Origin of the sequence: Pseudaquabacterium rugosum (assembly GCF_038066575.1) — a bacterium.
Taxonomy (GTDB): domain Bacteria; phylum Pseudomonadota; class Gammaproteobacteria; order Burkholderiales; family Burkholderiaceae_C; genus Pseudaquabacterium; species Pseudaquabacterium rugosum.
In genome coordinates this window covers 34,772-57,730 of the sequence record NZ_JBBUTF010000014.1, presented here as the reverse complement: position 1 = coordinate 57,730, position 22,959 = coordinate 34,772, and the positions used below count along the sequence as shown (strand labels likewise).

Annotated in this window: 18 protein-coding genes; 9 read left to right on the top strand and 9 right to left on the bottom strand. The window is 71.9% G+C overall.

The window, feature by feature from the left end; translation table 11 throughout:
- Positions 1-123 precede the first annotated feature (123 nt).
- A complete protein-coding gene (locus AACH11_RS15625) occupies positions 124-876 on the top strand; it encodes a phosphatase PAP2 family protein (protein WP_341375176.1) in 753 nt (250 codons plus the stop codon).
- Here the strand turns inward: AACH11_RS15625 and AACH11_RS15620 are convergent.
- The 4 genes from AACH11_RS15620 to AACH11_RS15605 all read right to left on the bottom strand — a co-directional run bounded on the left by AACH11_RS15620 (position 818) and on the right by AACH11_RS15605 (position 4,542).
- A complete protein-coding gene (locus AACH11_RS15620) occupies positions 818-1,171 on the bottom strand; it encodes a hypothetical protein (RefSeq protein ID WP_341375175.1) in 354 nt (117 codons plus the stop codon). The two genes, AACH11_RS15625 and AACH11_RS15620, sit on opposite strands and share 59 nt — an antisense overlap.
- A 319-nt stretch (positions 1,172-1,490) precedes the next feature.
- Complete coding sequence (locus AACH11_RS15615) at positions 1,491-2,387, bottom strand: helix-turn-helix domain-containing protein (RefSeq protein WP_341375174.1); 897 nt, start codon at positions 2,385-2,387, stop codon at positions 1,491-1,493.
- Between the two features lie 137 nt (positions 2,388-2,524).
- On the bottom strand, positions 2,525-3,403 hold the full coding sequence (locus tag AACH11_RS15610) for a helix-turn-helix transcriptional regulator (protein ID WP_341375173.1): 879 nt from the start codon (positions 3,401-3,403) through the stop codon (positions 2,525-2,527).
- Between the two features lie 251 nt (positions 3,404-3,654).
- Positions 3,655-4,542, bottom strand: coding sequence for a winged helix-turn-helix domain-containing protein (locus tag AACH11_RS15605; RefSeq protein WP_341375172.1), 888 nt, complete (start codon positions 4,540-4,542; stop codon positions 3,655-3,657).
- Positions 4,543-4,814: 272 nt separating this feature from the next.
- On the opposite strand from AACH11_RS15605, the gene AACH11_RS15600 reads away from it, so the two are divergent.
- Complete coding sequence (locus AACH11_RS15600; RefSeq protein ID WP_423228758.1) at positions 4,815-5,897, top strand: MerR family transcriptional regulator; 1,083 nt, start codon at positions 4,815-4,817, stop codon at positions 5,895-5,897.
- Here AACH11_RS15600 and AACH11_RS15595 read toward each other — a convergent pair.
- From AACH11_RS15595 to AACH11_RS15580, 4 genes are all read right to left on the bottom strand, one after another.
- Complete coding sequence (locus AACH11_RS15595) at positions 5,852-6,733, bottom strand: MurR/RpiR family transcriptional regulator (RefSeq protein WP_341375285.1); 882 nt, start codon at positions 6,731-6,733, stop codon at positions 5,852-5,854. The genes AACH11_RS15600 and AACH11_RS15595 overlap by 46 nt on opposite strands.
- Before the next feature lie 253 nt (positions 6,734-6,986).
- Positions 6,987-8,012 (bottom strand): ABC transporter permease, encoded by a 1,026-nt coding sequence (locus AACH11_RS15590; RefSeq protein ID WP_341375170.1) that lies wholly within the window; start codon positions 8,010-8,012, stop codon positions 6,987-6,989.
- Between the two features lie 66 nt (positions 8,013-8,078).
- Positions 8,079-9,611, bottom strand: a complete 1,533-nt coding sequence (locus AACH11_RS15585; protein WP_341375169.1) for a sugar ABC transporter ATP-binding protein — start codon at positions 9,609-9,611, stop codon at positions 8,079-8,081.
- 68 nt (positions 9,612-9,679) lie between these two features.
- The gene (locus AACH11_RS15580; protein WP_341375168.1) at positions 9,680-10,609 is read right to left on the bottom strand and encodes a sugar ABC transporter substrate-binding protein; all 930 of its coding nucleotides are present in this window, start codon (positions 10,607-10,609) and stop codon (positions 9,680-9,682) included.
- 296 nt (positions 10,610-10,905) lie between these two features.
- Between AACH11_RS15580 and AACH11_RS15575 the strand changes: the two genes are divergently transcribed.
- The 6 genes from AACH11_RS15575 (at position 10,906) to AACH11_RS15550 (ending at position 20,298) form a co-directional block, all read left to right on the top strand.
- Positions 10,906-12,858 (top strand): bifunctional 5-dehydro-2-deoxygluconokinase/5-dehydro-2-deoxyphosphogluconate aldolase, encoded by a 1,953-nt coding sequence (locus tag AACH11_RS15575; protein WP_341375167.1) that lies wholly within the window; start codon positions 10,906-10,908, stop codon positions 12,856-12,858.
- Positions 12,859-12,884: 26 nt separating this feature from the next.
- On the top strand, positions 12,885-14,771 hold the full coding sequence (gene iolD, locus AACH11_RS15570) for a 3D-(3,5/4)-trihydroxycyclohexane-1,2-dione acylhydrolase (decyclizing) (protein ID WP_341375166.1): 1,887 nt from the start codon (positions 12,885-12,887) through the stop codon (positions 14,769-14,771).
- Positions 14,772-14,881: 110 nt separating this feature from the next.
- The gene (gene iolE, locus AACH11_RS15565; RefSeq protein WP_341375165.1) at positions 14,882-15,808 is read left to right on the top strand and encodes a myo-inosose-2 dehydratase; all 927 of its coding nucleotides are present in this window, start codon (positions 14,882-14,884) and stop codon (positions 15,806-15,808) included.
- 63 nt (positions 15,809-15,871) lie between these two features.
- Positions 15,872-16,726: a 5-deoxy-glucuronate isomerase gene (gene iolB, locus AACH11_RS15560; protein WP_341375164.1), complete on the top strand. Its 855-nt coding sequence runs from the start codon at positions 15,872-15,874 to the stop codon at positions 16,724-16,726.
- A 306-nt stretch (positions 16,727-17,032) separates the two neighbouring features.
- Entirely contained in the window at positions 17,033-17,275 is a 243-nt protein-coding gene (locus tag AACH11_RS15555; RefSeq protein ID WP_341375163.1) for a hypothetical protein, read from the top strand.
- A gap of 302 nt (positions 17,276-17,577) precedes the next feature.
- The gene (locus tag AACH11_RS15550) at positions 17,578-20,298 is read left to right on the top strand and encodes a heavy metal translocating P-type ATPase (RefSeq protein ID WP_341375162.1); all 2,721 of its coding nucleotides are present in this window, start codon (positions 17,578-17,580) and stop codon (positions 20,296-20,298) included.
- Here the strand turns inward: AACH11_RS15550 and AACH11_RS15545 are convergent.
- Positions 20,207-21,181, bottom strand: coding sequence for a LysR family transcriptional regulator (locus tag AACH11_RS15545; protein WP_341375161.1), 975 nt, complete (start codon positions 21,179-21,181; stop codon positions 20,207-20,209). The two genes, AACH11_RS15550 and AACH11_RS15545, sit on opposite strands and share 92 nt — an antisense overlap.
- A 202-nt stretch (positions 21,182-21,383) precedes the next feature.
- Here AACH11_RS15545 and AACH11_RS15540 point away from each other — a divergent pair, with 202 nt between their 5' ends.
- Entirely contained in the window at positions 21,384-22,919 is a 1,536-nt protein-coding gene (locus tag AACH11_RS15540; RefSeq protein ID WP_341375160.1) for an amidase, read from the top strand.
- Positions 22,920-22,959 lie beyond the last annotated feature (40 nt).

The window sequence follows — 22,959 nt, the reverse complement described above, 5'->3', positions numbered from 1 at the left end:
GGGCCGGCGGCGTGTCAGTCCCGCATGGGGCGGGCGTTGCCGCCCGGTAAAGGCAGGCCCGACCGGCACGCCATCCCGCGGTCGCAGCCAGGCCAGCCCGGGCCGCACCGCCAGAATGGCGTCATGACGAGCATCGCACATCCGGATGGCTGGAGCTGGATCACCCGCCTGGGGGAGGCCACGCTGCTGCTGCCGCTGATGGTGGGGGTATGCACCGCCCTGTGGCGGCTGCCGGCACAACGCACGCTGGTGCGGCGCTGGGTGGGCGCGCTGCTGCCGGTGACGGTGCTGACCACCGCCAGCAAGGTCGCCTTCATGGGCTGGGGCCTCGGTTCGGCCCGGCTGGACTACACCGGCATCTCCGGCCACGCGATGTTCGCCAGCGCACTGCTGCCGGTGCTGGGCCATCTGGCCCACCGGACCTGGCTCGGCCCACGGGCGGCCGTGACCGGCATCGGCACCTGCAGTGGCGGGGTTCTGGCCGTGCTGGTGGCCGTCTCGCGGGTCCAGGTCGGCGCCCACAGCTGGAGCGAGGTCCTGCTGGGCCTGGGTGCAGGCGCGATCGTCAGCGCCTGGACGCTGGTGCGCGTGCCCGGACACGCCGTGCTGCCCTGGCATCGCGGTGCGAGCGCGGCACTGGCCGTCGCCCTGCCGCTGGCGATGGTCTGGGCACCGCCATCGCGCACCCATGACTGGGTCACGCGTCTGGCGCTGGAGGCCAGCGGGCGGCGTGAGCCCTGGCAGCGCGGGGAGCTGAAGGCCCGCACACCGCGGCCGGCCGCCAGGACGCAGCCTGTCGGCGACCGGGCGCCCGCGCTCAGGCTGCCGCAGGTTCGGTCGCCAGGTCCGCCACCCACAAACCTTCGGTCAGGCTGAGACTGGAGTCGAACCAGCCGCAGCCTTCCCAGCCGGTCGAGCGCACACGGCGGCGAGCCCGCAGCGCAAGCCAGTAGCAGCGGCGCGTCTCGCGCCAGCGGTCCTCGCGGCGGTCGCGCAGGTCATCCAGGGCCTGGCGCAGACGGCCGATCCAGGCCCCCCACAGCGCACGTTGCCAGTCGCACCAACCGCGCAGCGCACGCACCATCGGGCCACGACGCACCAGCCGTGCGTCCTGCGCCGGGCCGGGCAGCGGAAAGGGCGGGAAGCCGGGGGGGCAGGCGGTCTGGAACATGGCAGGACTCCGGCAGGAAGGCGCAGGGCGCGGGCCCCGGCGGCAAGCGGACCATTGACGACAGCCAGCGCCAGCCGGGCCGACCGGAGCCGGTGGCCTGTCCGCCAGCCACCGCTCTGGACACCATCGTGCCGGGGTCGGCCGGGCGGGCCCATCACCCGGAAGCAGCATCCGACGGGGGATGCGGCGCTCGCGAACGCGACCCACCGTCGGGGGGGTGGTGCAGACCGCACAACCGGGCGCACAACCGGGCACGCCACATGGCCGTCCGGACCCGGCCGGTGCCGAAGCCCGGTACGGCGGTCCGCGCGTCCGTCGCTCAGGCCGCAGGCCCGAGCACCCAGAGCAGCTCGGCAGGCCGGGCGCTGGTGCTCCAGCAGCGGTGGCCGACGCCGGCGGCCAGATAGACCGACTGGCCCTGGGCCAGCGGCCAGCGGGCACCGTCATCGAGCGACAGCAGCACCGCCCCGCCCAGCACATGCAGCAGGCACTGGCCGTCGTGGTGTTGCCAGGGGCCGATCGGACCCGGATCCCCGTCCGTCCCCCGTGCCAGCACCACCTGATGGAAAGGGCGCATCACCGCACCACCGAAGCCAGCGGCCAGCTCGCGCCACAGGCCGGCCGCCGCGGGAGCGGGCTGCGCGCCGTCGTCACCGCTGCCGCTGCTGCCGCCGCCGCTGTCCGCCGACGCCAGGGCCACGGGCGGCGCGCGCAGACGCGGCGCATCCTCGAGCCGGCTGCGGACCGCGCGCGGGCCTGCGGGCGCCGTGGCCGTCCGCACATCGGGGGCGGGCGGCGGCCTGGTCGATCGATCCGCCGTGGACCCCACCGCGGAAGATCCCCCCGGTACGGCCACGATGCCCGTCGACGTGCCGGGCAGGGCCTCGCGCCCGCTTGCCGTCGCCACCCCGCCCTGCGGCGCCATCGCGGCCGCGGCGTCCGCCCCCGTCGGCCACAGCAGCGGCAGGCCCGGGCCGAGCGCACAGGCCAGGGCCACCAGCTTCTCATGGCTGGCCGCATGGCGGCCGAGCTCGATCTTGGAGACCGTCGACAGGGGCACGCCGCTGCGCTGCGCCAGCGCCGCCAGCGTCAGGCCGGCCGTCTGACGGGCACGCCGCAGGCGCCGGCCGATGGCTTCGCGCCGCTGGGCCGCGCCCCCGTCGGGATCGAGCTCGTCGACGAAGGGGTCTGCAGGAGATGACAGGCGCGCAGGCATCGCGCGATTGTCATTCATGAGAATTCGTCGTCTCTTGGCAGGACCGGGGGCCGCCCCGTCACCGTGGCGGTCGCGTCAGCCCGCGTCCGTCACGGGCCCGCGAGGACCGACGCGGCGCGAGGACCGCGCGGTCGGGCTCAGTCGTGCAGATCGCCGCGGGGCGCCATCGGCAGCGTGGCACTGCCCATGCCGCCACCGCCGCACAGCAGCGCACCGCCCGACAGGGACCGTTGCGGCAGCGTGCCTCCGGCATGCAAGGGCGGACTGCGCAGCACACCCATGATCGGCGGCAGCTCGCCGACGATGCGCAGCAGATCCTCGATGCGGCTGGCCCCCATCTTGGCGCGCAGCGAGGCGACCTGGGTGCGCAAGGTCGAGACCTTGACACCCCGCTCCACGGCGAGGGCCTCGATCCGGCGCCCGCCCAGCAGGCCATCGAGCACCTGCTGCTCGGCCGCGGTCAGGCCATAGAGCCCGCCGATCATCTGCACCGCCAGCGCCGGATCGGACTGCCGGCGACCGAGCAGCAGAAGCACCGCCGGGACGCTGGGCAGGCCGATCGCCGAGGCCATCAGCGGCCGGCCGTCACGTTCACGCAGCTGCAGCAGCTGGCGACGGCGCCCGGCCTGCGCGGCGGCCAGCGCCTGCAGCCAGGACTCCCGCAGATCATCGTGGCCGGGCAGCAGCCGGCCATCGGCCAGCAGATGCAGTGCGGCCCCCCGGTGCAACTGGCGCCTGGCGGCATCGTTGGCCAGCAACAGCGTGCCGTCGGCCTGACAGACCAGGATCCCGCCGTCGAGCTCGTCGAGCAGCGCCTGCAGCCCGTCGCTGCCGAGCTGAGCGACGATCAGCGAACCGATGGCCCGCCAGTCTTCCCGCGGCCGGATCGCGGCATCGGACCAGCGGATCGGATCGGCCGGCCGCTCATGGCCCAGCGGGCAGAACCCCGCAGCCTCGCGTCCGCCCACGCGGCTGAACGCCACCCCCGACACGGAAGGACGACTGTCCTGCGTCATGTTCTCGCTCCGATCCTTCGATGATCACGGGCGACCACTCCGTCCGGTCCCTGGGTGTCCGAGCTCCCGATCTCGGCCCCGTGGAGCACGGCCCCCGCCGTGCCCCACCCTGCACCCGACGCAGAGCGTCGGTGCGCGAACGGGTGGTGGTTTTGCTTCGACTGTCGACCAGTGCCCCGGAATCGCACCAGTGCATGGGTGCTAACGGGGCGCTAAAAACCGCTAAACGGTGTCGTCAGCCCCCTAAGTTGTCAGAAGAGCGTTGGCGACTCGACGCGCCGCACGCGGAAGGCCACCTCGCTGCGCGCGCCCGAACGCTCTCCACGCCAGGGCCGTCCGTCGAAGAGCAGATCCGTGCGCCCGGCCAGCAGCCCGTGGGCCAGGCCGTCGACCAGCAGCTCACCGGGCGCGGCCGCACGCAGCAGCTGCGGCATCGTCAGCAGCGCGGTCCCCGCCATCAGACCGGCCTCGTCGATGACGAGCTCGTCGACGCTGAGCGCCAGCCGCAGGGCGAAGGCACGCCCCGGCTCACGGGTGTGTCGCCGCTGGCCGACCGCGGCCTGGACCTGCAGCGCGCAATCGAGCGCGGCCTGCAGGCTGTCGAAGCAGCACAGCAGATGCTGCGGTGCGGTCTCGAGGGGCCGGCCACGCCAACGGGCCCAGGCCGGCTCGATGATGTGCTCACGCATGTGCGACCAGCGCTGCAGCGCACAGACCGCATCGCGCTCGACCAGCCGCGGCCAGACCGGGCCGTCACCGCCGAGCACCGCGCACAGGCGCCGCCGCGCAGCCCCGGTCTCGAGCGCATGGCGGACGAACGGCTCGACGTCGTCGTGCAGCGCCGTCAACGGCCAGTTCCAGCGGTAGCCCCGACCGGTGACGGTGGCGATGGCACGCGGGCCGAGCAATTTGCGCAGTGCGGTGATCTGCACCGTCAGGTTGTTGTCCTCGACGACCACACCGGCCCAGACCCGTTCGAGCAGCTGGGGCTTGGAGACGACCGCGCCCTGCTGCTCGATCAGCGCGAGCAGCACGTCGAAGCCGCGGGCGCGCAGATGCAGGGGCTGTCCCTCGCGCAACAGCAGGCGCTCGGCGGGCCGCAGCTCATAGGGCCCGAAGCGATACCTGCTCGTCGACACCGTTGCATCCTCCTGAGACCGCTCCCGTCGCCTTCAAGACAGCGCCGTCACGCGTGGAGCGCCATCTTGCAGTGGAAATGCGCCAGCCGGTCCACCGCGGGGCTGGCATCGGCCAAATGGATGAACCGTGGATCGGGCTCCTTCGGCGCGGCCGGGTGTCCGAGGCGACATCAGACCGAATCGATTTCGACGCGGAAAGCCTGATTTCTGATCTGGATGAAACGGATCAGACGCACACTCACGCGCTCAAAGTCTCGTCAAACAGGTGATCCATGACGTCGAATGTGCAGGCCGGACCGGACATTGACCCGCACACACCCCGTTTTCGCAGCGGCGCCGTGGCCCGGCTGCTGAACATGCCGGTGTCGACGCTGCGCATCTGGGAGCGCCGCTACCGGGTCAGCGCCCCGCCGCAATCGCCCAGTGGCCATCGGCTGTATGCCCCGGCGGATGTCGAGCGCCTGCTGCTGCTGCGCGAGCTGGTCGACCAGGGACATGCCATCGGATCGGTCGCCCATCTGGAGATGCCCGCGCTGCTGGCCCTGTCCGAGACCCGGGCCCGGCTGCAGCCGGCGACGGCCCACGCCGCGCCGCGCCTGCGCACCGCGCTGCTCGGCCTGGGCCTGGGCCGGCGCCTGGCCGGCCGGCCGCTGCTGCGGGTCGTGCACTGGGCCGATCTGGCCAGTGCCCAGACCCAGCTCGAGATCGCCGAAGCCGCCTCGGCCGATCCGCAGGCCGCCGACGCCCCTGCCGTGCCGCAGGCCGCCCTGCTGATCGCCGAGATGCCGACCCTGCAGCCCGACAGCGCCCAGCGCCTGGTGCGCGTGATGAGGAGCATCGGTGCACGGCGCGGCATCGTCCTCTACGCCTTCGGCACCGAGGCCGCGGCCGATGTGCTGCGGGCGGCCGGCTGCCAGCTGCGCCGCACGCCGCTGCCCGATGCCGAACTGGCGGCGCTGATCGACGACAGCTCGCGCCTGCTGGCCGCGCCGATGCCGGTCGAGCCGCCCGCGCCGCTGGCCGAGGTGCCGCCACGGCTGTTCGACGATGAGGCCCTCAGCGCGCTGGCCACGCTGTCATCGACGGTGGCCTGCGAATGCCCGCGCCACCTGTCGGAGCTGGTGCGCCTGCTCGGCCATTTCGAGACCTACAGCAGCGAATGCAGCCACAGCAGCCCGCAGGACGCGGCGCTGCACGCCCATCTGCAGCAGGTCAGCGGCAGCGCCCGCGCGATGCTGGAGGCCGCCCTGCTGCGCGTCGCCGAGGCCGACGGCCTGAGCCTGCCGGCCGGCGTGGCCGTCGCCGCGGCTCAGCGCGGCGGCTTGTCGGCGGCCGCGGTGGTGGTCGGGCGGTAGGGCAGCTCCAGCCGGTAGGCCAGCGCGATGAACAGGCTCTGCGCCAGACCCATGGTCGAGGTCAGCGCGCGGAAGCCGAAGGTCGAGCCCTCGTGCGCCAACAGCGTGACGGCGGCGTCCCGCGCCAGCGGGCTCATCCGGCTGTCGGTGATGGCCAGCACCCGCGCGCCGCGGGCCCGCGCGGCCTCGACCACCTGCACCGTCTCGTCGGCATAAGGCGCGAACGAGATCGCGATCAGCACGTCATCGGGACGCACCGAGCGCATCTGGCCCTCGTGCATGCTGCCGAGCGCGGACACCAGGCCGATGCGCTTGTCGGTGTGCTGCAGCGCGTAGTCCAGATAGGTGGCCACCGGGAAGGAGCGCCGTGAACCGGCGATCCAGATCGCGTCGGCCTGGGCCAGCAGATCGACGGCCTGGCTCAGCAGGACCTTGTCGAGGCCGGCCTGCAGTTCCTGCATGGCGGCGATGCTGCCGGCCAGGAACTCCTGCGCGATGTCGCCGGTCGACAGCGCACCGACACCGTGCTCGATCACCTCGCGGATGCGCGCCTGGTAATTGCGGCCCGGAGCGATCTGGCGCGAGAGGCCCTCGCGGAAGATGCGCTGCAGATCGCTGTAGCCATTGAAGCCGAAGTGCTTGGCGAAGCGCACCACGGCCGAGGGCTGCACGCCACATTGCGCGGCCACGTCCTGGATACCTTCCAGACCGAGGTGATCGCGGTGCGCCTCGACATGGCGGGCGATCAGCTTGAGCTGGCGGCTCAGCCCGTCGTAGGCCTCGGAAACACGCTGCAGCAGCGCATCGACGGCCGAGCCGCCCTCCGTGACGGGCATGTCGTCCGTCGCGGCGGATGCCCGATCCATCGTGGCCACGGCCGGTCCCCCCGCGTCGGCAGCCGGATCCTGCGGGGCTCCGGCATTGCGCCGGCGTCGCGTGGGAGCATTCATCGCGCGTCGATTCCTGGTCTGTCTTGAAAATGGAAATCCCCGGGGCCTGGCCAGGCCACCGGGGATGGACGGCGGACCCGGCCGACCCCGCATCCTGACGTGCAGGCCAACTGCGGGAGTGCCGGGTCCGGTGACGGCCTCAACGGCCCCGCTTGCGCTGACGGTACTGGTCGGCCACCACCGCCGCGACGATGATCGCGCCCTTGACCATCTCCTGGTAATAGGCATCGATGCGGATGAAGGTGAAGCCCGAGGTCATCACGCCCAGGATCAGCACGCCGATGATGGTACCGGTGATGCGGCCCAGGCCACCCGACAGCGAGGTGCCGCCGATGACGACCGCGGCGATCGCGTCCAGCTCGTACATCACGCCCATGCCGGACTGACCGGAGATCGCACGGGCCGCGGTCAGCGTGCCGGCGATGCCCGACAGGCCGCCGGCGATGACGTAGATCCAGATCAGGTGACGGTGGACGTTGATGCCCGAGACGACGGCCGCCTGGCGGTTGGCGCCGATGGCATAGGTGAACTTGCCGAAGCGGGTGTGGCCCAGCAGCACATGGACGATGGCCGCGATGATCAGGAAGAAGAACACCGGCTGCATGCCCGCGCCGAACCAGGCGAAGTCATCGGTCAGCATCGACACCGGCATGCCGTTGGTGAACCACTTGGCGAAGCCACGGGCGGCCACCATCGTGCCCAGCGTGGCGATGAACGGCGGGATGCCGGTGTAGGCGATCAACGCCCCGTTGACCAGGCCGATGACCACGCCGACCAGCAGGCCGGAGAGCACCGGCCAGATCACCGGCAGATCGGTCAGCTGCGGGAAGACCGCCCGCGGAAAGTCGCTGACCTGCGCCAGGCTGGCCGAGACCACCGCCGCGGCCGCCACCACCGAGCCCGAGGACAGGTCGATGCCGCTGGTGATGATCACCAGGTTGACGCCGACGGCGATGATGCCGATGACGGCCATCTGCAGGATGATGATCTGCAGACGGTCGATGTTGAACAGGAAGCTCTGGTCGTTGACCCACCAGCCCAGGCCCTCGAACAGCAGGCAGATGCCGACGAGCACGAGGAAGATGCCCAGCTCGGCCGGCATCTTGCGCCGGGGTGGCTGGAAGGTCATGGACTGGGCGCCCAGGGTCTGGTTCAGCGGGGGCATGTCTGGCTCCGGATCGGGTCTGACGTTGGATATGAGGAGATGAAGCGAGGAGAGGCAGGACCGCGTTCAGCGCGAGGCCAGGTCCATGATGCGGACCTGGTCGGCATCCTTGCGATCGACGATGCCGGTCACACGGCCTTCGTGCATGACGACCACGCGGTCGCTCATGCCCAGCACCTCGGGCATCTCGGAAGAGATCATGATCACGGCCACGCCCTGCGCGGCCAGCTGCACCACCAGGCGGTGGATCTCGGCCTTGGCGCCGACGTCGATGCCGCGGGTCGGCTCGTCGAGGATCAGGATGCGCGGCTGCTTGAGCAGCCAGCGGCCGATCAGCACCTTCTGCTGGTTGCCGCCCGACAGGTTCTGGATCGTCTCCTGCAGGTTCGGCGTCTTCACGCGCAGGCGGCGGCTCATCTCCTCGCATTCGCGTTCGAGCGCGCGCTGCTGGACGAAGCCCCACTTGACGAAGCGGTCGTGCAGCACCGCGGTTTCCATGTTGGCCAGGATGTCGAGGATCAGGAAGCAGCCGGTGTCCTTGCGGTCCTCGGTGAGGAAGGCCATGCCGTGCTTCATTGCCGTGGCCGGCGAGTCGATCGTCAGGTGCTCGCCGCGGATGCGGATCTGGCCCGCGGTGGCCGGCACGACGCCGAACAGCGCCTCGGCCACGTTGCTGCGGCCCGAGCCCACCAGACCGGCCAGGCCGACGATCTCGCCGGCCCGCACGTCGAAGCTGACGCCGGAGAACACGCCCTCGACGGCCAGATCGTGCACCGACAGCACGACGTCGCCGATGGGCACCTCCTCCTTCGGGAACATCTGCGTGATCTCGCGGCCCACCATCATGCGGATGATGTCGTCGCGCGTCACGTCGGACGAGGCGTGGGTGCCGATGTACTTGCCGTCACGGAAGATCGAGACCTCGTCCGCGATCTCGAACAGCTCGTTCATCTTGTGCGTGATGTAGACGATGCCTTTGCCCTGCTTGCGCAGCTGCTTGATGATGCGGAACAGGTGGCCGACCTCGCGCTCGGTCAGCGCCGAGGTGGGCTCGTCCATGATCAGGACCTCGGAATCGAAGCTCACCGCCTTGGCGATCTCGACCATCTGGCGCGCCGCGATCGACAGCGTGCGCACCTCGGCATCGGGGTCGACCTCGATCTGCAGGCGGTCGAACAGCGCCTGCGTGCGGCGGCGCATCTCGCCGTGGTCGACGAGGCCGAAGCGGTTCTTCGGCTCGCGGCGGATCCAGATGTTCTCCGCCACGGTCATGTAGGGCATCAGGTTGAGTTCCTGATGGATCATCGCGATGCCGTTGTCCAGCGCGTCCAGCGGGCCGCGCAGCGTCAGGGCACGGCCCTTGACGCGCAGCTCGCCCTCGTCGGGGATGTAGACCCCGGCGATGATCTTCATCAGCGTGGACTTGCCGGCGCCGTTCTCGCCCATCAGCGCATGGACGGTGCCGGCCTTGAGCCGGAACTGCACGCCGTCGAGGGCCAGCACGCCCGGGAACGACTTGCGCACGCCGCTGATCTCCAGCAGCACCTGGTCCGCCGCGGAGGCGGTCTGCGGCCGTTCGGCCGTCGCGAGATCCGACATGACTTCCTACCTTGAAACACGAGCGCACGGGGCCGTCGGGCCCCGTGCGGCGGGCTGATCGCGAAGGATCAGTTCTTGCCGGTGTACTTCGACAGGTTGGCCGGCGTCACCAGCTCGAAGGGCACGTTGACGAAGCGGTCGACCTTCTGCTTCTTGGCCAGCTTGAGCGCGGCATCGACCGAGCCCGCGCCCTGACCGGCGGCGTTCTGGAACACCGTGACCTTCAGGTCACCGGCCTTCATCGAGGCCAGCGCGTCCGGCGTGGCGTCGATGCCGGCGACGATCGAGGCCGGCGTCCACTTCTTCGAGGCCTTCAGCGCGTTGATCGCGCCCAGCGCCATCTCGTCGTTGTTGGCGATGATGGCGTCGAACTTGGTGCCCGAGCTCAGCCAGTTGGTGGTGATGTCCTGGCCCTGCGTGCGGCTCCACTTGCCTTCACGCTTGTCGGCGATCTTCAGACCCGAGCATTCCTTGGTGGCGACGACTTCCTCGATGTCCTTGGTGCGGGTGCGGGCGGCCTCGTTGCTCAGCTCGCCCATCAGCACCAGCACATTGCCCTTGCCCTTGAGCAGGCGGCAGACTTCCTGGGTCTGCAGCGTGCCCGAGACCTTCTCGTCCGAGGCCACGAAGGCCACGCCCTCGGGCAGCTTGGCGAAGTCCACCGGCTTGCGGTTCACGTAGATCAGCGGGATCTTCGCGTCGGTCACCATCTTGGTGATCTTGGGCGTCGCGTCGGTGTCGACGGGGTTGACGATGATCGCGTCCACCTTCTGGGCGATCATGTTCTGGACCTGGCTGAGCTGGTTGCCGACGTCGTTCTTGGCGTCCTCGATCTGGGCGCTGGCACCCGCCTTCTTGGCCGCATCGGTGATGCCGTTGCGCAGGATGGTCAGAAAGGTGTCGTCGAACACGGCCATCGACACGCCGATCTTCTGCGCATGGGCCAGCGGGCTGGCGAGAGCGGCGGCGGCAGCAGCGGCCAGGAGCAGTTTCTTCATGGTCAGGTCTCCTCAGGCGGACGGGCGCATCCGACTCCATGTGGACGCGCCGTACAGGGGTTGGCATCACGGCCCGCAGGCCGCCTGCCAGCGCTTGTCACCAGCGGCGCCGGGGGAACCCACCCCGGTGCTCGTCGGCGTGGCGCCACTGTAGTTCTCTTCGTGTCAGAATTGAAAACGAATTTCTAAGTGGATTCCCTCAGCGAAGACGTTTTCGGTTTACGTAGACTGCGTTCACGCCTCGTCGTCCCCCCGCACCCGACACCCGTGCCCGCCGTGAGCGGGCACCACACACCATGACCGCATTGCGCTTTCCCACCGGCCGTCGCATCGACCTGGCCTGTCTCGGCCGCGTGGCCGTGGACCTCTACGCCCAGCAGTTCGGCAGCCGTCTGGAAGACGCGCGCAGCCTGCAGATGTACCTCGGCGGCTCGTCCGGCAATCTGGCCTTCGGGGTGGCCCGCCTGGGCCTGAAGAGCGCGATGATCTCGCGCGTCGGCCACGAGCAGATGGGCCAGTTCCTGCGCGAATCGCTGCAGCGCGAGGGCTGCGACGTCAGCCAGCTGCAGACCGATCCGCAGCGCCTGACCGCCCTCGTCCTGCTGGGCCTGAAGGACCGCGACACCTTCCCGCTGCTGTTCATGCGCGAGAACTGCGCGGACATGGCGGTCGACGCCTCGGCCATCTCGGAAGACTTCGTCGCCGGCTGCCGCGCGCTCGCCATCACCGGCACCCACCTGTCGACGCCGACCACCCGCGAGGCCGCGCTGACCGCGCTGACCTACGCCGGCCGCCACGGCGCCGTGCGCGTGCTCGACATCGACTACCGCCCGGTGCTGTGGGGCCTGACCAGCCGCGGCGCCGGCGACAACCGCTACGTGCCCGACGCGGCCGTCACCCGCCAGCTGCAGGAGATGCTGCCGCACTTCGAGCTGCTGGTCGGCACCGAGGAGGAGTTCCTGATCGCCGGCGGCGTGGCCCACGACATCATCGGCAGCCTGCGCGCGGTGCGCGCCGTCACGCCGGCGGTGATGGTCGTCAAGCGCGGCGCCAAGGGCTGCTGCGTGATCGAGGGCGCCGTGCCCGCCGATCTGGACGACGCCCCCAACTTCGCCGGTGAGCGGGTCGAGGTGCTGAACGTGCTGGGCGCCGGTGACGCCTTCCTGTCGGGCCTGATGACCGGCCTGCTGCAGGGCGAGGACTGGGCCGGCGCGACCCGCATCGCCAACGCCTGCGGCGCCATCGTCGTCTCGCGCCACGCGTGCTCGGCCGCGATGCCCACGCCCGACGAGCTGGCGCACTGGTTCAGCGGCAGCCGCAACCCGAAGGTCGATGCCGACGCCGACCTGGCCCATCTGCACCGTGTCAGCCCGAAGCGGGTCGACTGGAACGAGCTGTGCGTGATGGCCTTCGACCACCGCAGCCAGTTCCGCGACCTGGCGCGCGAGGCCGGCGTCAGCGAATCCCGCGTGCCCGTGCTCAAGCAGCTGATCCTGAAGGCGGCCGAGCAGGTCGAGGCCAGCCACGGCCTGCAGGGTCACCTGGGCGTGCTGATCGACGGCGGCGACTACGGCGCCGACGCGCTGGCCGCCGCCACCGGCCGCGGCTGGTGGGTGGGCCGCCCGATCGAGCTGCCGGGCTCGCGCCCGCTGCGCTTCGACGGCACGCGCAGCCCCGGCAGCGCGCTGATCCACTGGCCGACCGAGCAGGTCGTCAAGTGCCTGGTCCACTACCACCCGGACGATGCCGTCGAGCTGCGCCTGGCCCAGGAGCAGACGCTGCTGCAGCTGTGGGAAGCCACCCGCGAGAGCGGCAACGAGCTGCTGCTGGAGATCATCCCGCCGCCGGCCATGACGCCCGCCGGCACCGCCGACGCCGCCGTGCTGCGCAGCGTCAAGCGCCTCTACAACATCGGCCTGAAGCCCGAGTGGTGGAAGCTGGCGCCGATGCAGCCCGCCGGCTGGCAGGCGCTGGCCGAGCTGGTCGCCGAACGTGACCCGCACTGCCGTGGCGCCGTCATCCTGGGCCTGAACCAGCCGCTGCAGTACCTGGTCGACAGCTTCCGCCAGGCCACGCACCCGATCGTCAAGGGCTTCATGGTCGGCCGCACGCTGTGGGCGACGCCGTCGCTGCAGTGGCTGCGCGGCGAGATCGACGACGCCGGCCTGCAGCTGGCCGTGGCCGCCAACTTCGCCACCCTGGTCGAGGCCTGGCAGGGCCGCGGCGTCGCCCAGCGCGCCGCCGCCTGAGTCCACGAGCCTGCACGAGGATCATCATGACCCAAGCCACCGTCCGACTCACCGTCGCCCAGGCGCTGGTGCGCTACCTGGCCGCGCTGCGTGCCGAAGTGGTCCAGCCTGACGGCAAGACCGAGGTGCTGCCCTACTGCGGCGGCGTGTTCGCCATCTTCGGCCACGGCAACGTCGCCGGCCTCGGCGAGGCGCTGGAATCCGTCAAGGACCAGCTGCCCACCTTCCGGGCCCACAACGAGCAGGGCATGGCCAACGCGGCCGTGGCCTTCGGCAAGGCGAACTTCCGCCAGCGCATGATGGCGGCCAGCTCCAGCATCGGCCCCGGCGCCACCAACATGCTGACCAGCGCGGCCATGGCCCACGTGGCCCGCCTGCCGCTGCTGCTGCTGCCGGGCGACGTCTTCGTCAGCCGCCTGCCGGATCCGGTGCTGCAGCAGGTCGAGGGCTTCGAGCAGGGCGACGTCAGCGCCAACGACTGCTTCCGCCCGGTCACCCGCTACTTCGACCGCATCACCACGCCCGAGCAGCTGCTGGTGGCGCTGCCGCGCGCGATCCAGGTGATGACCGACCCGGCCCAGTGCGGCCCGGTCTGCCTGGCGCTGCCGCAGGACGTGCAGACCTTCGCCTGGGACTGGCCGGAGAGCTTCTTCCATCCGCCGCTGATCCGCTTCCGTCGTCCGCCGGCCGAGGCACGCGAGCTCGACGAGGCCGTGCAGCGCCTGAAGACCGCGAAGAAGCCGCTGCTGGTGGCCGGTGGCGGCGTGCTCTACAGCCAGGCCTGGGACGCGCTGCGCGACTTCGCCGAGGCCCACGGCGTGCCGGTGGCCGAGAGCCAGGCCGGCAAGGGCGCCCTGCCCTGGGACCATCCGCTGAACGTCGGCTCGATCGGCGTCACCGGCTCGACCGCCGCCAACGATCTGGCCCGCGACTGCGATCTGGTGCTGGCCGTCGGCACCCGGCTGCAGGACTTCACCACCGGCTCGCACGCCCTCTTCAGCCATGCCGACGTGCTGAGCCTGAACGTGCAGCCCTTCGATGCCGGCAAGAAGCGCGGCCAGCCGCTGGTGGCCGATGCCCGCACCGGCCTGCGCCAGCTGAGCACCGCCTTGCCGTCCTGGCGCGCCGACAGCGCCTGGACCGACCGCGCGCAGGACCTGGCCGCGAGCTGGGTCGAGCGCGTGGACGTGCTGACCCGCCACGTGCCCAAGGACGTGCGCCCCTACGACGCGGAAGTGATCGGCGCCGTGCGCGAGAGCGCCACCGACGCCGGCCTGGACAGCGCCCGCCACGACCTGGTGGTGTGCGCCGCCGGCACGCTGCCGGCCGAGCTGCACAAGCTCTGGCGCAGCGGCCTGCCCGGCAACTACCACATGGATTACGCGTACAGCACCATGGGCTACGAGGTGGCCGGTGGTCTGGGCGCGAAGATGGCCCGCCCCGAGCGCGAGGTGATCGTCATCGTCGGCGACGGCAGCTACATGATGCTGCACGCCGAGCTGGCCACCAGCGTGCTGCTGGGCAGGAAGATCATCATCGTGCTGCTGGACAACCGCGGTTACGGCTGCATCGAGCGCCTGCAGGTCAAGTGCGGTGGCGCGAGCTTCAACAACATGCTCGACGACTGCATCCCGGAGGGCGGCGCCCCGTCGGACATCGACTTCGCGATGAACGCCCGCTCGCTCGGCGCCGAGGCGGTCCACGTCAAGGACGTCGAGGAACTGCGGCGCGAGATGGTGCGCGCCCGCGCCGCCACCAAGAGCCAGATGCTGGTCATCGACACCACCCACCACCGCACCACCGCCGACGGCGGCGCCTGGTGGGAAGTGGCGGTGCCGCAGGTCTCGGCCCGCCCGGGCGTCACCGAGGCCCACGCCGGCTATCTGCAGGCCAAGCGCCGGCAGCGCCAGTGAGCCCCGCGCGCTCCCGCATCCGCCACTGAATTCCACCTGACCGGCCACGCGACGCCGCGCCGGTCGACCCGATCCCTGTATCACCCCCCAATTCCTGGAGTTGGCTCATCATGACCTGGAACGTCCGCATCGGCATCAACCCCCTGTCGTGGATGAACGATGACCTGCCCTCGCTCGGCGGCGAGACCCCGCTGGAGACCGCGCTGCGTGAAGGCAAGCAGATCGGCTACGAGGGCTTCGAGCTCGGCAACAAGTTCCCGAAGGACGGCCCCGGCCTGAAGGCCAAGCTCGACGAGTTCGGTCTGGCCTGCGTCTCGGGCTGGTACTCGGGCTTCCTGGCCGAGGTGCCGGCCGGCCAGACCGACGAGCAATCGGTGGCCGCCGAGATCGAGCGCTGCCGGGCGCACATGAGCAAGCTGCAGTACAACGGCGTCAAGGTCGTGGTCTACGGCGAGTGCGCGGGCACCGTGCAGGGCCAGATGGACACGCCGGTCAACCGCCGCCCGCAGTTCGCCAGCGACGAGGCCTGGCAGCGCTACGCCAAGCGCCTGGACGCCTTCGGTGCCCACCTGATCGCCACCTACGGCATCCAGCTGGCCTACCACCATCACATGGGCGCCTATGTCGAGAGCCCGGCCGACGTCGACAAGCTGATGGCCCTGACCGATCCAGCCAAGGTCTTCCTGCTGTTCGACACCGGCCATGCCTACTTCGGCGGCGCGGCCAACCCGACCGATCTGCTGAAGAAGCATGTCTCGCGCGTGGTCCACGTGCACTGCAAGGACGTGCGCACCCCGGTGATCAACCTGGCCCGCAATGAGCAGTGGAGCTTCCTGCACGGCGTGCTCAACGGCATCTACACCGTGCCCGGCGACGGCTCGATCGACTACACCACCGTGCTGCGCACGCTGCGCGAGGCCGGCTACGAAGGCTGGCTGGTGGTCGAGGCCGAACAGGATCCGGCCGTCGCGCCCAGCTACGAGTACGCCGAGAAGGGCTACAAGACGCTGCGCGCCCTGGTCGACGCGCTGGCCTGAAGCCGGCCACCACCGCCTTCACGACTGACCCAACGTCCATCCTCAGGACCCGACGGAGCCCTCATGCCCAGTCCCCTGCTGGCCAAGGCCGCCCAGGCCGGCCGCACCATCGTCGACGTCACGCCCGAACGCGCGGGCTGGACCCATGTCGGCTTCCAGGCCCTGCGCCTGGCGGCCGGTGAATCGCACGCCGTGGCCACGGCCGAACGTGAGCTGTGCCTGGTGGTGCTCAACGGCACCGTCGACATCAGCGTGGCCGGGCCCGAAGGCGGCGCCCCGCAGTTCTTCCAGCGCGTGGGCGTGCGCACCAGCGTGTTCGAGGGTGCACCGGCCTCGGTCTACGTGCCGCCGCAGCACCAGGTCAGCGTGGTGGCCAGCAAGGACGCCGAGCTGGCCCTGTGCACCGCGCCGTGCGACGACCAGCCGCGCCAGGTGCGCCTGATCCCGCCCGAGGCCACGCGCGCCAGCGTGCGCGGCCAGGGCAGCAACACGCGCTACGTCTGCGACATCCTGCCGCACGACGACCCCACCGCCGCCCACCTGCTGGTGGTCGAGGTGGTGACGCCGGCCGGCCACAGCAGCAGCTACCCGCCGCACAAGCACGACCAGCAGACGCCGCCGACCGAGACGCTGCTGGAAGAGACCTACTACCACCGGCTCAACCCGCCGCAGGGCTTCGCCTTCCAGCGCGTCTACACCGACGACCGCAGCCTGGACGAGGCCTGCGCCGTCGAGAACCACGACGTGGTGATGGTGCCGCGCGGCTACCACCCGGTGACCGTGCCCCACGGCTACGACAGCTACTACCTGAACGTGATGGCCGGCCCGCAGCGGCTGTGGGTGTTCAAGAACGACCCGCAGCACGAGTGGATGCTGCAGCCCGGCGCCCTGCCGGCCGCGGGCCAGCGCGCGCGCTGAGGTGCGCTGAGGCACGGTGATGCGCCGCGGCATCGGGCGCATCGGCGGCTGGGCGAACACCTGCAGACGGACGGATCGCAGGCCCGCTCATGGGATCGCCTGGATCGGCGCTTCTGCCTTCTCACGGGCCTTCAGGTCAGCGGATGACCTGCCGTGTGAAGCCAGCATTAGGTCGCAAGGGGCGCGTCAACGCCCCCTGAAGGCTGGCGTTGATCACCACAGGAAACGGGGACTGCGCAGCCCGCAGCACCACCGCCCCGCTCGATCCGGCCCCGAGCCTTTCCGGGCCGTTCCAGGACTCCCGCCATGAAGAAGATCGCTGCCGTCATCACCACCGCCGTCGTTGCCCTGGCCTCGCACTCGGCCATGGCCCAGGCCGCGGCGCCGACCGCCGCCCCTGCGACCGCTGCGGCCCCGGCTGCCGTGAAGAAGGCCGTGCACAAGCACCACAAGGCCAAGCACGCGGCGCACAAGGTGGCACACAAGGCTGCGGCCAAGGCCGACGCCGCACCGGCCGTCACCCCCGCCGCAGCGCCGGCCACCAAGTGAAGGGCGACGGGTCCGGCCTGGCCGGATCCCGCGCGCGGCACAGCCACGGCGCCCGGCGTTGACCGGCCGTACCGCCACACCAGGGCCCGCCACCGGCGGGCCTTCGCACATCCACGTCGGCCAGGCCGCATCGCCGCCATGGACCCGACGTGGCGCTTGATGCGCATCAAGCTGTCCAGCACCTCGCACAGCGGCATCAGCCCTGCGCAGGCCAAGCCTGGCCCCGGCTGACCACAATCCCGGCATCGCTGCGACCGCAGCCCATCTGCCGGCCCGGCCTTTCCCGCCCGGGTCGTCCCGCGATGTCCGATCCCCACTCCGCCCCTGCCCGCCCGGTACCCCACGCCGTCCCGCCGACCGCCACGGCCCTGCGACCACCCGGATCCGGATCCGCGATTCCGGCCGAGCTGCGCCTGCCGATCGCCGGCATGACCTGCGCCTCCTGCGTGCGGCGGGTCGAGCGTGCGCTCGGCAAGGTGCCCGCGGTGCAGGCCGCCAGCGTCAACCTCGCCACCGAGGAGGCCACGGTGCAGGGCGCAGCCGCCCTGCCCGCCCTGATCGAGGCCGTGCAGCGCGCCGGCTTCGAGGTGCCGCAGACCGAGCAGCAGCTGCAGATCGAGGGCATGACCTGCGCCTCGTGCTCGGGCCGCGTCGAACGGGCCTTGGGCAAGGTGCCCGGCGTGCTCGGGGCCGAGGTCAACCTGGCGACCGAACAGGCACGGGTGCGCACGCTCGGCGGCGTGTCCTGGGCCGCGCTGGCGGCCGCCGTCGAACGGGCCGGTTATCACGCGGCCCCCGTGGCCGGCGCCGATGCGGCAGGCGACGCGGCCGCCGCAGCCGCCGCCCGGCGCCCGCTGCGCGAGGCATTGCCCGTGCTGCTGGCCGCGCTGCTGACGCTGCCGCTGGTCGCACCGATGCTGCTGCAGCCCTTCGGCATCGACGCCATGCTGCCGGGCCTGTGGCAGGCCGTGCTGGCCACGCCGGTGCAGTTCGGGCTGGGCTGGCGCTTCTACCGGGCCGGCTGGAAGGCGCTGCGCGATGGCGCCGGCAACATGGACCTGCTGGTGGCCCTCGGCACCAGCGCGGCCTGGGGCCTGTCGATGGTGCTGCTGTGGCAGGCCGGCCGCCCCGGCGCCGCCGACCTCGCCCATGCCGGCCACGCGATGGCCACGATGCCGCACCTGTACTTCGAGGGCTCGGCCTCGGTCATCACGCTGGTGCTGCTGGGCAAGTGGCTGGAGACGCGCGCCAAGCGCCAGACGGCCGACGCGATCCGCGCCCTGCAGGCCCTGCGGCCGACCACCGCCCGCGTCTGGATCGACGGCCGGGCGATCGAGACGCCGATCGAGCGCGTGGTCGTCGGCGACATCGTGCAGGTGCTGCCGGGCGAGCGGGTGCCGGTCGATGGCGAGATCGTCGACGGCCGCAGCCACCTCGACGAATCGCTGATCACCGGCGAGAGCCTGCCCGTCGCGCGCCAGCCCGGCGAGCGGGTGACCGGCGGCGCCATCAACGGCGAGGGCGTGCTGCGCCTGCGCACCCGCGCCATCGGCGCCGAGACCACGCTGGCGCGCATCATCCGGCTGGTCGAATCGGCCCAGGCGGCCAAGGCGCCGATCCAGCGCACCGTCGACCGCGTCAGCGCGGTCTTCGTGCCGGCCGTGCTGGCGATCGCGGCGCTGACCTTCGGCGGCTGGCTGCTGGCCGGCGCCGGGGCCGAGCGGGCGCTGATCCATGCGGTGGCGGTGCTGGTGATCGCCTGCCCCTGCGCGCTCGGCCTGGCCACGCCAACGGCCATCATGGTGGGCACCGGCACCGCCGCCCGCCACGGCATCCTGATCAAGGACGCCCAGGCGCTGGAACGCGCCCAGGCGGTGACGGTCGTCGCCTTCGACAAGACCGGCACGCTGACCGAAGGCCGGCCGGCGCTGGCCGCACTCGAACCGGCCGCCGAGCCGGCCCTGGCGCCCGCCACGGCGCCGGGCTCGGCCCGCGCCGTCCGTCAGGCCGCAGCCGACGGGGAGGCCGCCGCCGCATCCGCCACGGCCGCCACCACCGCCCTGCTGCGCGACGCCGCCGCGCTGCAGCAGGGCAGCAGCCATCCGCTGGCCCACGCGGTGCTGCAGCGTGCGCAGGCCGACGGTCTGGTGCTGCCACCGGTGAGCGATGCCCATGCCCTGCCCGGCCGCGGCGTGGCCGGCACGGTCAAGGGCCGCGCGCTGCTGCTGGGCAGCGAGCGGCTGCGCGAGGAGCTCGGCGCGGCCGCCCCGCCCGCGCTGCTGGCCCGCGCCCAGGCCCTGCAGGCCGAGGGCCACAGCCTGTCCTGGCTGCTGGAGCAGCGGGCGGCCGGGCCGATCACGCCGATCACGCCGGGGATGCCGGGGATGCCGGGGGCACCGGATGCACCGCCCGTCACCCTCGTGCGCGGCCTGCTGGCCTTCGGCGACACGCTCAAGCCGACCGCCATCGAGGCGGTCGCACGGCTGCAGGCGCTGGGCCTGCGCACGCTGATGCTCAGCGGCGACAACGCCGGCGCTGCCCGCGCGATGGCCGAGCGCCTGGGCATCGACGAGGTGCGCGCCGGCCTGCTGCCGGGCGACAAGTCCGCCGCCATCGCCGCGCTGCGCACCGACGGCCAGGTGGTGGCGATGGTCGGTGACGGGCTCAATGACGCGCCCAGCCTGGCGGCCGCCGATGTCGGGCTCGGCATGTCCACCGGCACCGACGTGGCGATGGAAACCGCCGGCATCACGCTGATGCGCGGCGATCCGGCGCTCGTGGCCGATGCGCTGGACATCAGCCGCCGCACCGTGGCCACGATCCGCCGCGGCCTGTTCTGGGCCTTCGCCTACAACGTGCTGGGCATCCCCCTGGCCGCCGCCGGCCTGCTCAACCCGGTGATCGCCGGTGCGGCGATGGCGTTCTCCAGCGTCAGCGTGGTGGGCAATGCGCTGCTGCTGCGGCGCTGGCGGCCGTCGGCGGCCCGTCCCCGTCCTGCAAGGCCTGCTGCAGACAGGCCATGAAGGTGCGGCAGGCCGCGGGCAGGCTGCGGCCGGCCAGGGTCTGCACCTCGACATGGCGCTCGTTCATCTCGCGGTCGCGCAGCGGGATGGCCACCAGCGTGCCGGCCTGCAGCCGCGCACGCAGCGCCAGCGTGCCGCACAGGGCCACGCCACCGCCCGCCTCGGCGAAGGCCAGCATCGGATCGAGCCGGTTGACCGTCAGCGCCGCATCCCACTCCAGGCCCTGGCGTGCGGCGCTGATCTCGAACAGCTGGCGCAGCGTCGAGCCGGTGGGCGGCAGCACCAGCGGATGGCCGACCAGCTGGGCCAGCGACAGCTGACGGCGGCGCGCCAGCGCGTGGCCCGGCGCCATCACCGCCAGGATGGGCGCGCTCTGCCGCCACTCGACGCGGATGTCGCGCTCGGAGCTGGTGCCCAGCGTGACGCCGATGTCCATGTCGCCGTGGCGCAGCAGCGGCGGGATCTCGGCCTGGCGGCAGACCTCCAGCACCACGCGGATGCCGCGGTAGGCGCGCTGGAACTCGGTGATCAGCCGCGGCAGGAATTCCGAGGCATGGCCCTCGGTGCTGGCCACCCGCACCGTACCGCTGCGCAGGCCGTGCAGCGAGCCGATGTCGGAGACCACGCGCTCGACGTCGCGCCAGGCCCGGCGCGCGTGCGCGGCCAGCAGCTCGCCGGCCGAGTTCAGCCGCATGCCGCGGGCACGGCGCTCGAACAGCAGCGTGTCCATCGCCCGCTCCAGCCGCGCGATGCTGCGGCTGACCACCGACGGCGCCACGCCCAGGCGCTGGGCGGCCGCCGTCACCGAGCCGGTCTGGGCGACCTCCAGGAAATGGCGCATCGCCGCATCCTGCAGCGCATGGGGATCGATCTGGCGGGACATGGGACCTGGGGAAAGTCAGGAGGGCGGGCGCCGCTGTGGCCGGCACACCGGCCACGGCCCCGGGCAGGCCGCGGCCGCGCTCGGTGGGAACCCGCATGTGCGTTGCCGATTCTGCAACGGTCGTTTCGCGCTGTGGTGGTTGATGACGGATCGGGGACGGTCCTAGGATGCATCGCACACCCCGTCTGATCCCTGCCGTCCGATGTCGCTGTCCCGCTCCGAACTGCCCACCCTCAGCGCGCCCGAACTGCGCGATCTGATCGGCCGCAAGGCCGTCTCGCCGCTGGAGCTGTTCGACGCCTGCGTCGAGCGCATCGCGGCCCTCAACCCGCACATCAACGCCATCACCGCCACCCGCTTCGAGCAGGCGCGCGAGGAGGCCCGCGCCGCCGAGCAGGCGGTGATGCGCGGCGGCCCGCTGGGCCTGCTGCACGGCCTGCCGGTGGGCGTGAAGGATCTGGAGCCCACCGCCGGCCTGCTGACCACCTACGGCTCGCCGCGCTTCCGCGGCCATGTGCCGACCGAGGACGTGGCGCTGGTGCGCCGCCTGCGCGAGGCCGGCGGCCTGATCGTGGCCAAGACCAACGTGCCCGAGCTGGGCGCCGGCGCCAACACGCGCAACCCGGTCTGGGGCGCCACCGGCAACCCCTTCGATCCGCGGCTGAACGCGGGCGGCTCGTCCGGCGGCGCGGCCGCGGCGCTGGCCTGCGATCTGCTGCCGGTGTGCACCGGCTCGGACACCGGCGGCTCGCTGCGCATCCCGGCAGCCAAGTGCGGCGTGGTCGGCTTCCGGCCCTCGCCCTATCTGGTGCCCAACACGCGCCGCCTGCTGGGCTGGTCGCCGATCTCGGTGGTCGGGCCGATGGGCCGCGACGTGCGCGAGGCCTGCCTGCAGCTGGCCGCCACCGCCGGCGGCGATCCCGGCGATCCGCTGAGCGCGCCGGTCGATCCGCTGCAGTTCCTGCGCCTGCACCCGGCCGAGCTCAAGCGCCTGCACGTGCGCTACACGGTGGACTTCGGCGGCAGCTGCGACGTCGATCCGATGATCCGCCGCACCTTCCTCGACCGCATCGAGGCGATGCGCGGCTGGTTCGCCTCCTGCGAGCCGGTGGACTTCGCGCTCGGCGACGTGCACCGCTGCTTCGACGTGCTGCGCGCGGAGGCCTTCGTCGCCGGCACCCGCGAGGCCTACGAGCGCGATCCCGACAGCCTGGGCCCGAACCCGCGCGCCAACTTCGAGCTGGGTCAGCGCATGAGCCTGCTGGACTGCGCCTGGGCGCAGACCGAGCAGACGCGCATCCTGAGGCGCTGGCTGCAGCAGACGGCCGGCGCCGATCTGGTGCTGAGCCCGACCACGCCGGTCTCGCCCTTCCCCTGGACGCTGCCGCATGCCACGGAGATCGACGGCCGCGCCCAGTCCAACTACTACCGCTGGCTGGCGCTGACCTACGTCGTCACGCTGACCACGCTGCCCGCCATCAGCCTGCCCTGCGGCCGCGACGCGGCCGGCCTGCCCTTCGGCCTGCAGGTGGTCGGCGGCTTCCATGGCGATGCGGCGCTGCTGTCGGCCGCCCTCGCGCTGGAAGCAGCGATGGCCGGCGACTCGACGCTGCAGCGCCCGCGGCCCGATCTGTCGGCGCTGCGCGGCTGCGAGCCCGATCTGCGCTCCATCGTCACCGCGCCGCCGACGGCCGGCGGTGCGGCGCCGCAAGCGGGTGGCCCGGCCTCGGTCGTCTAGTCCTCGCGCGGCGGGCGCCCAGGCCACGGCCTGCGGCCCG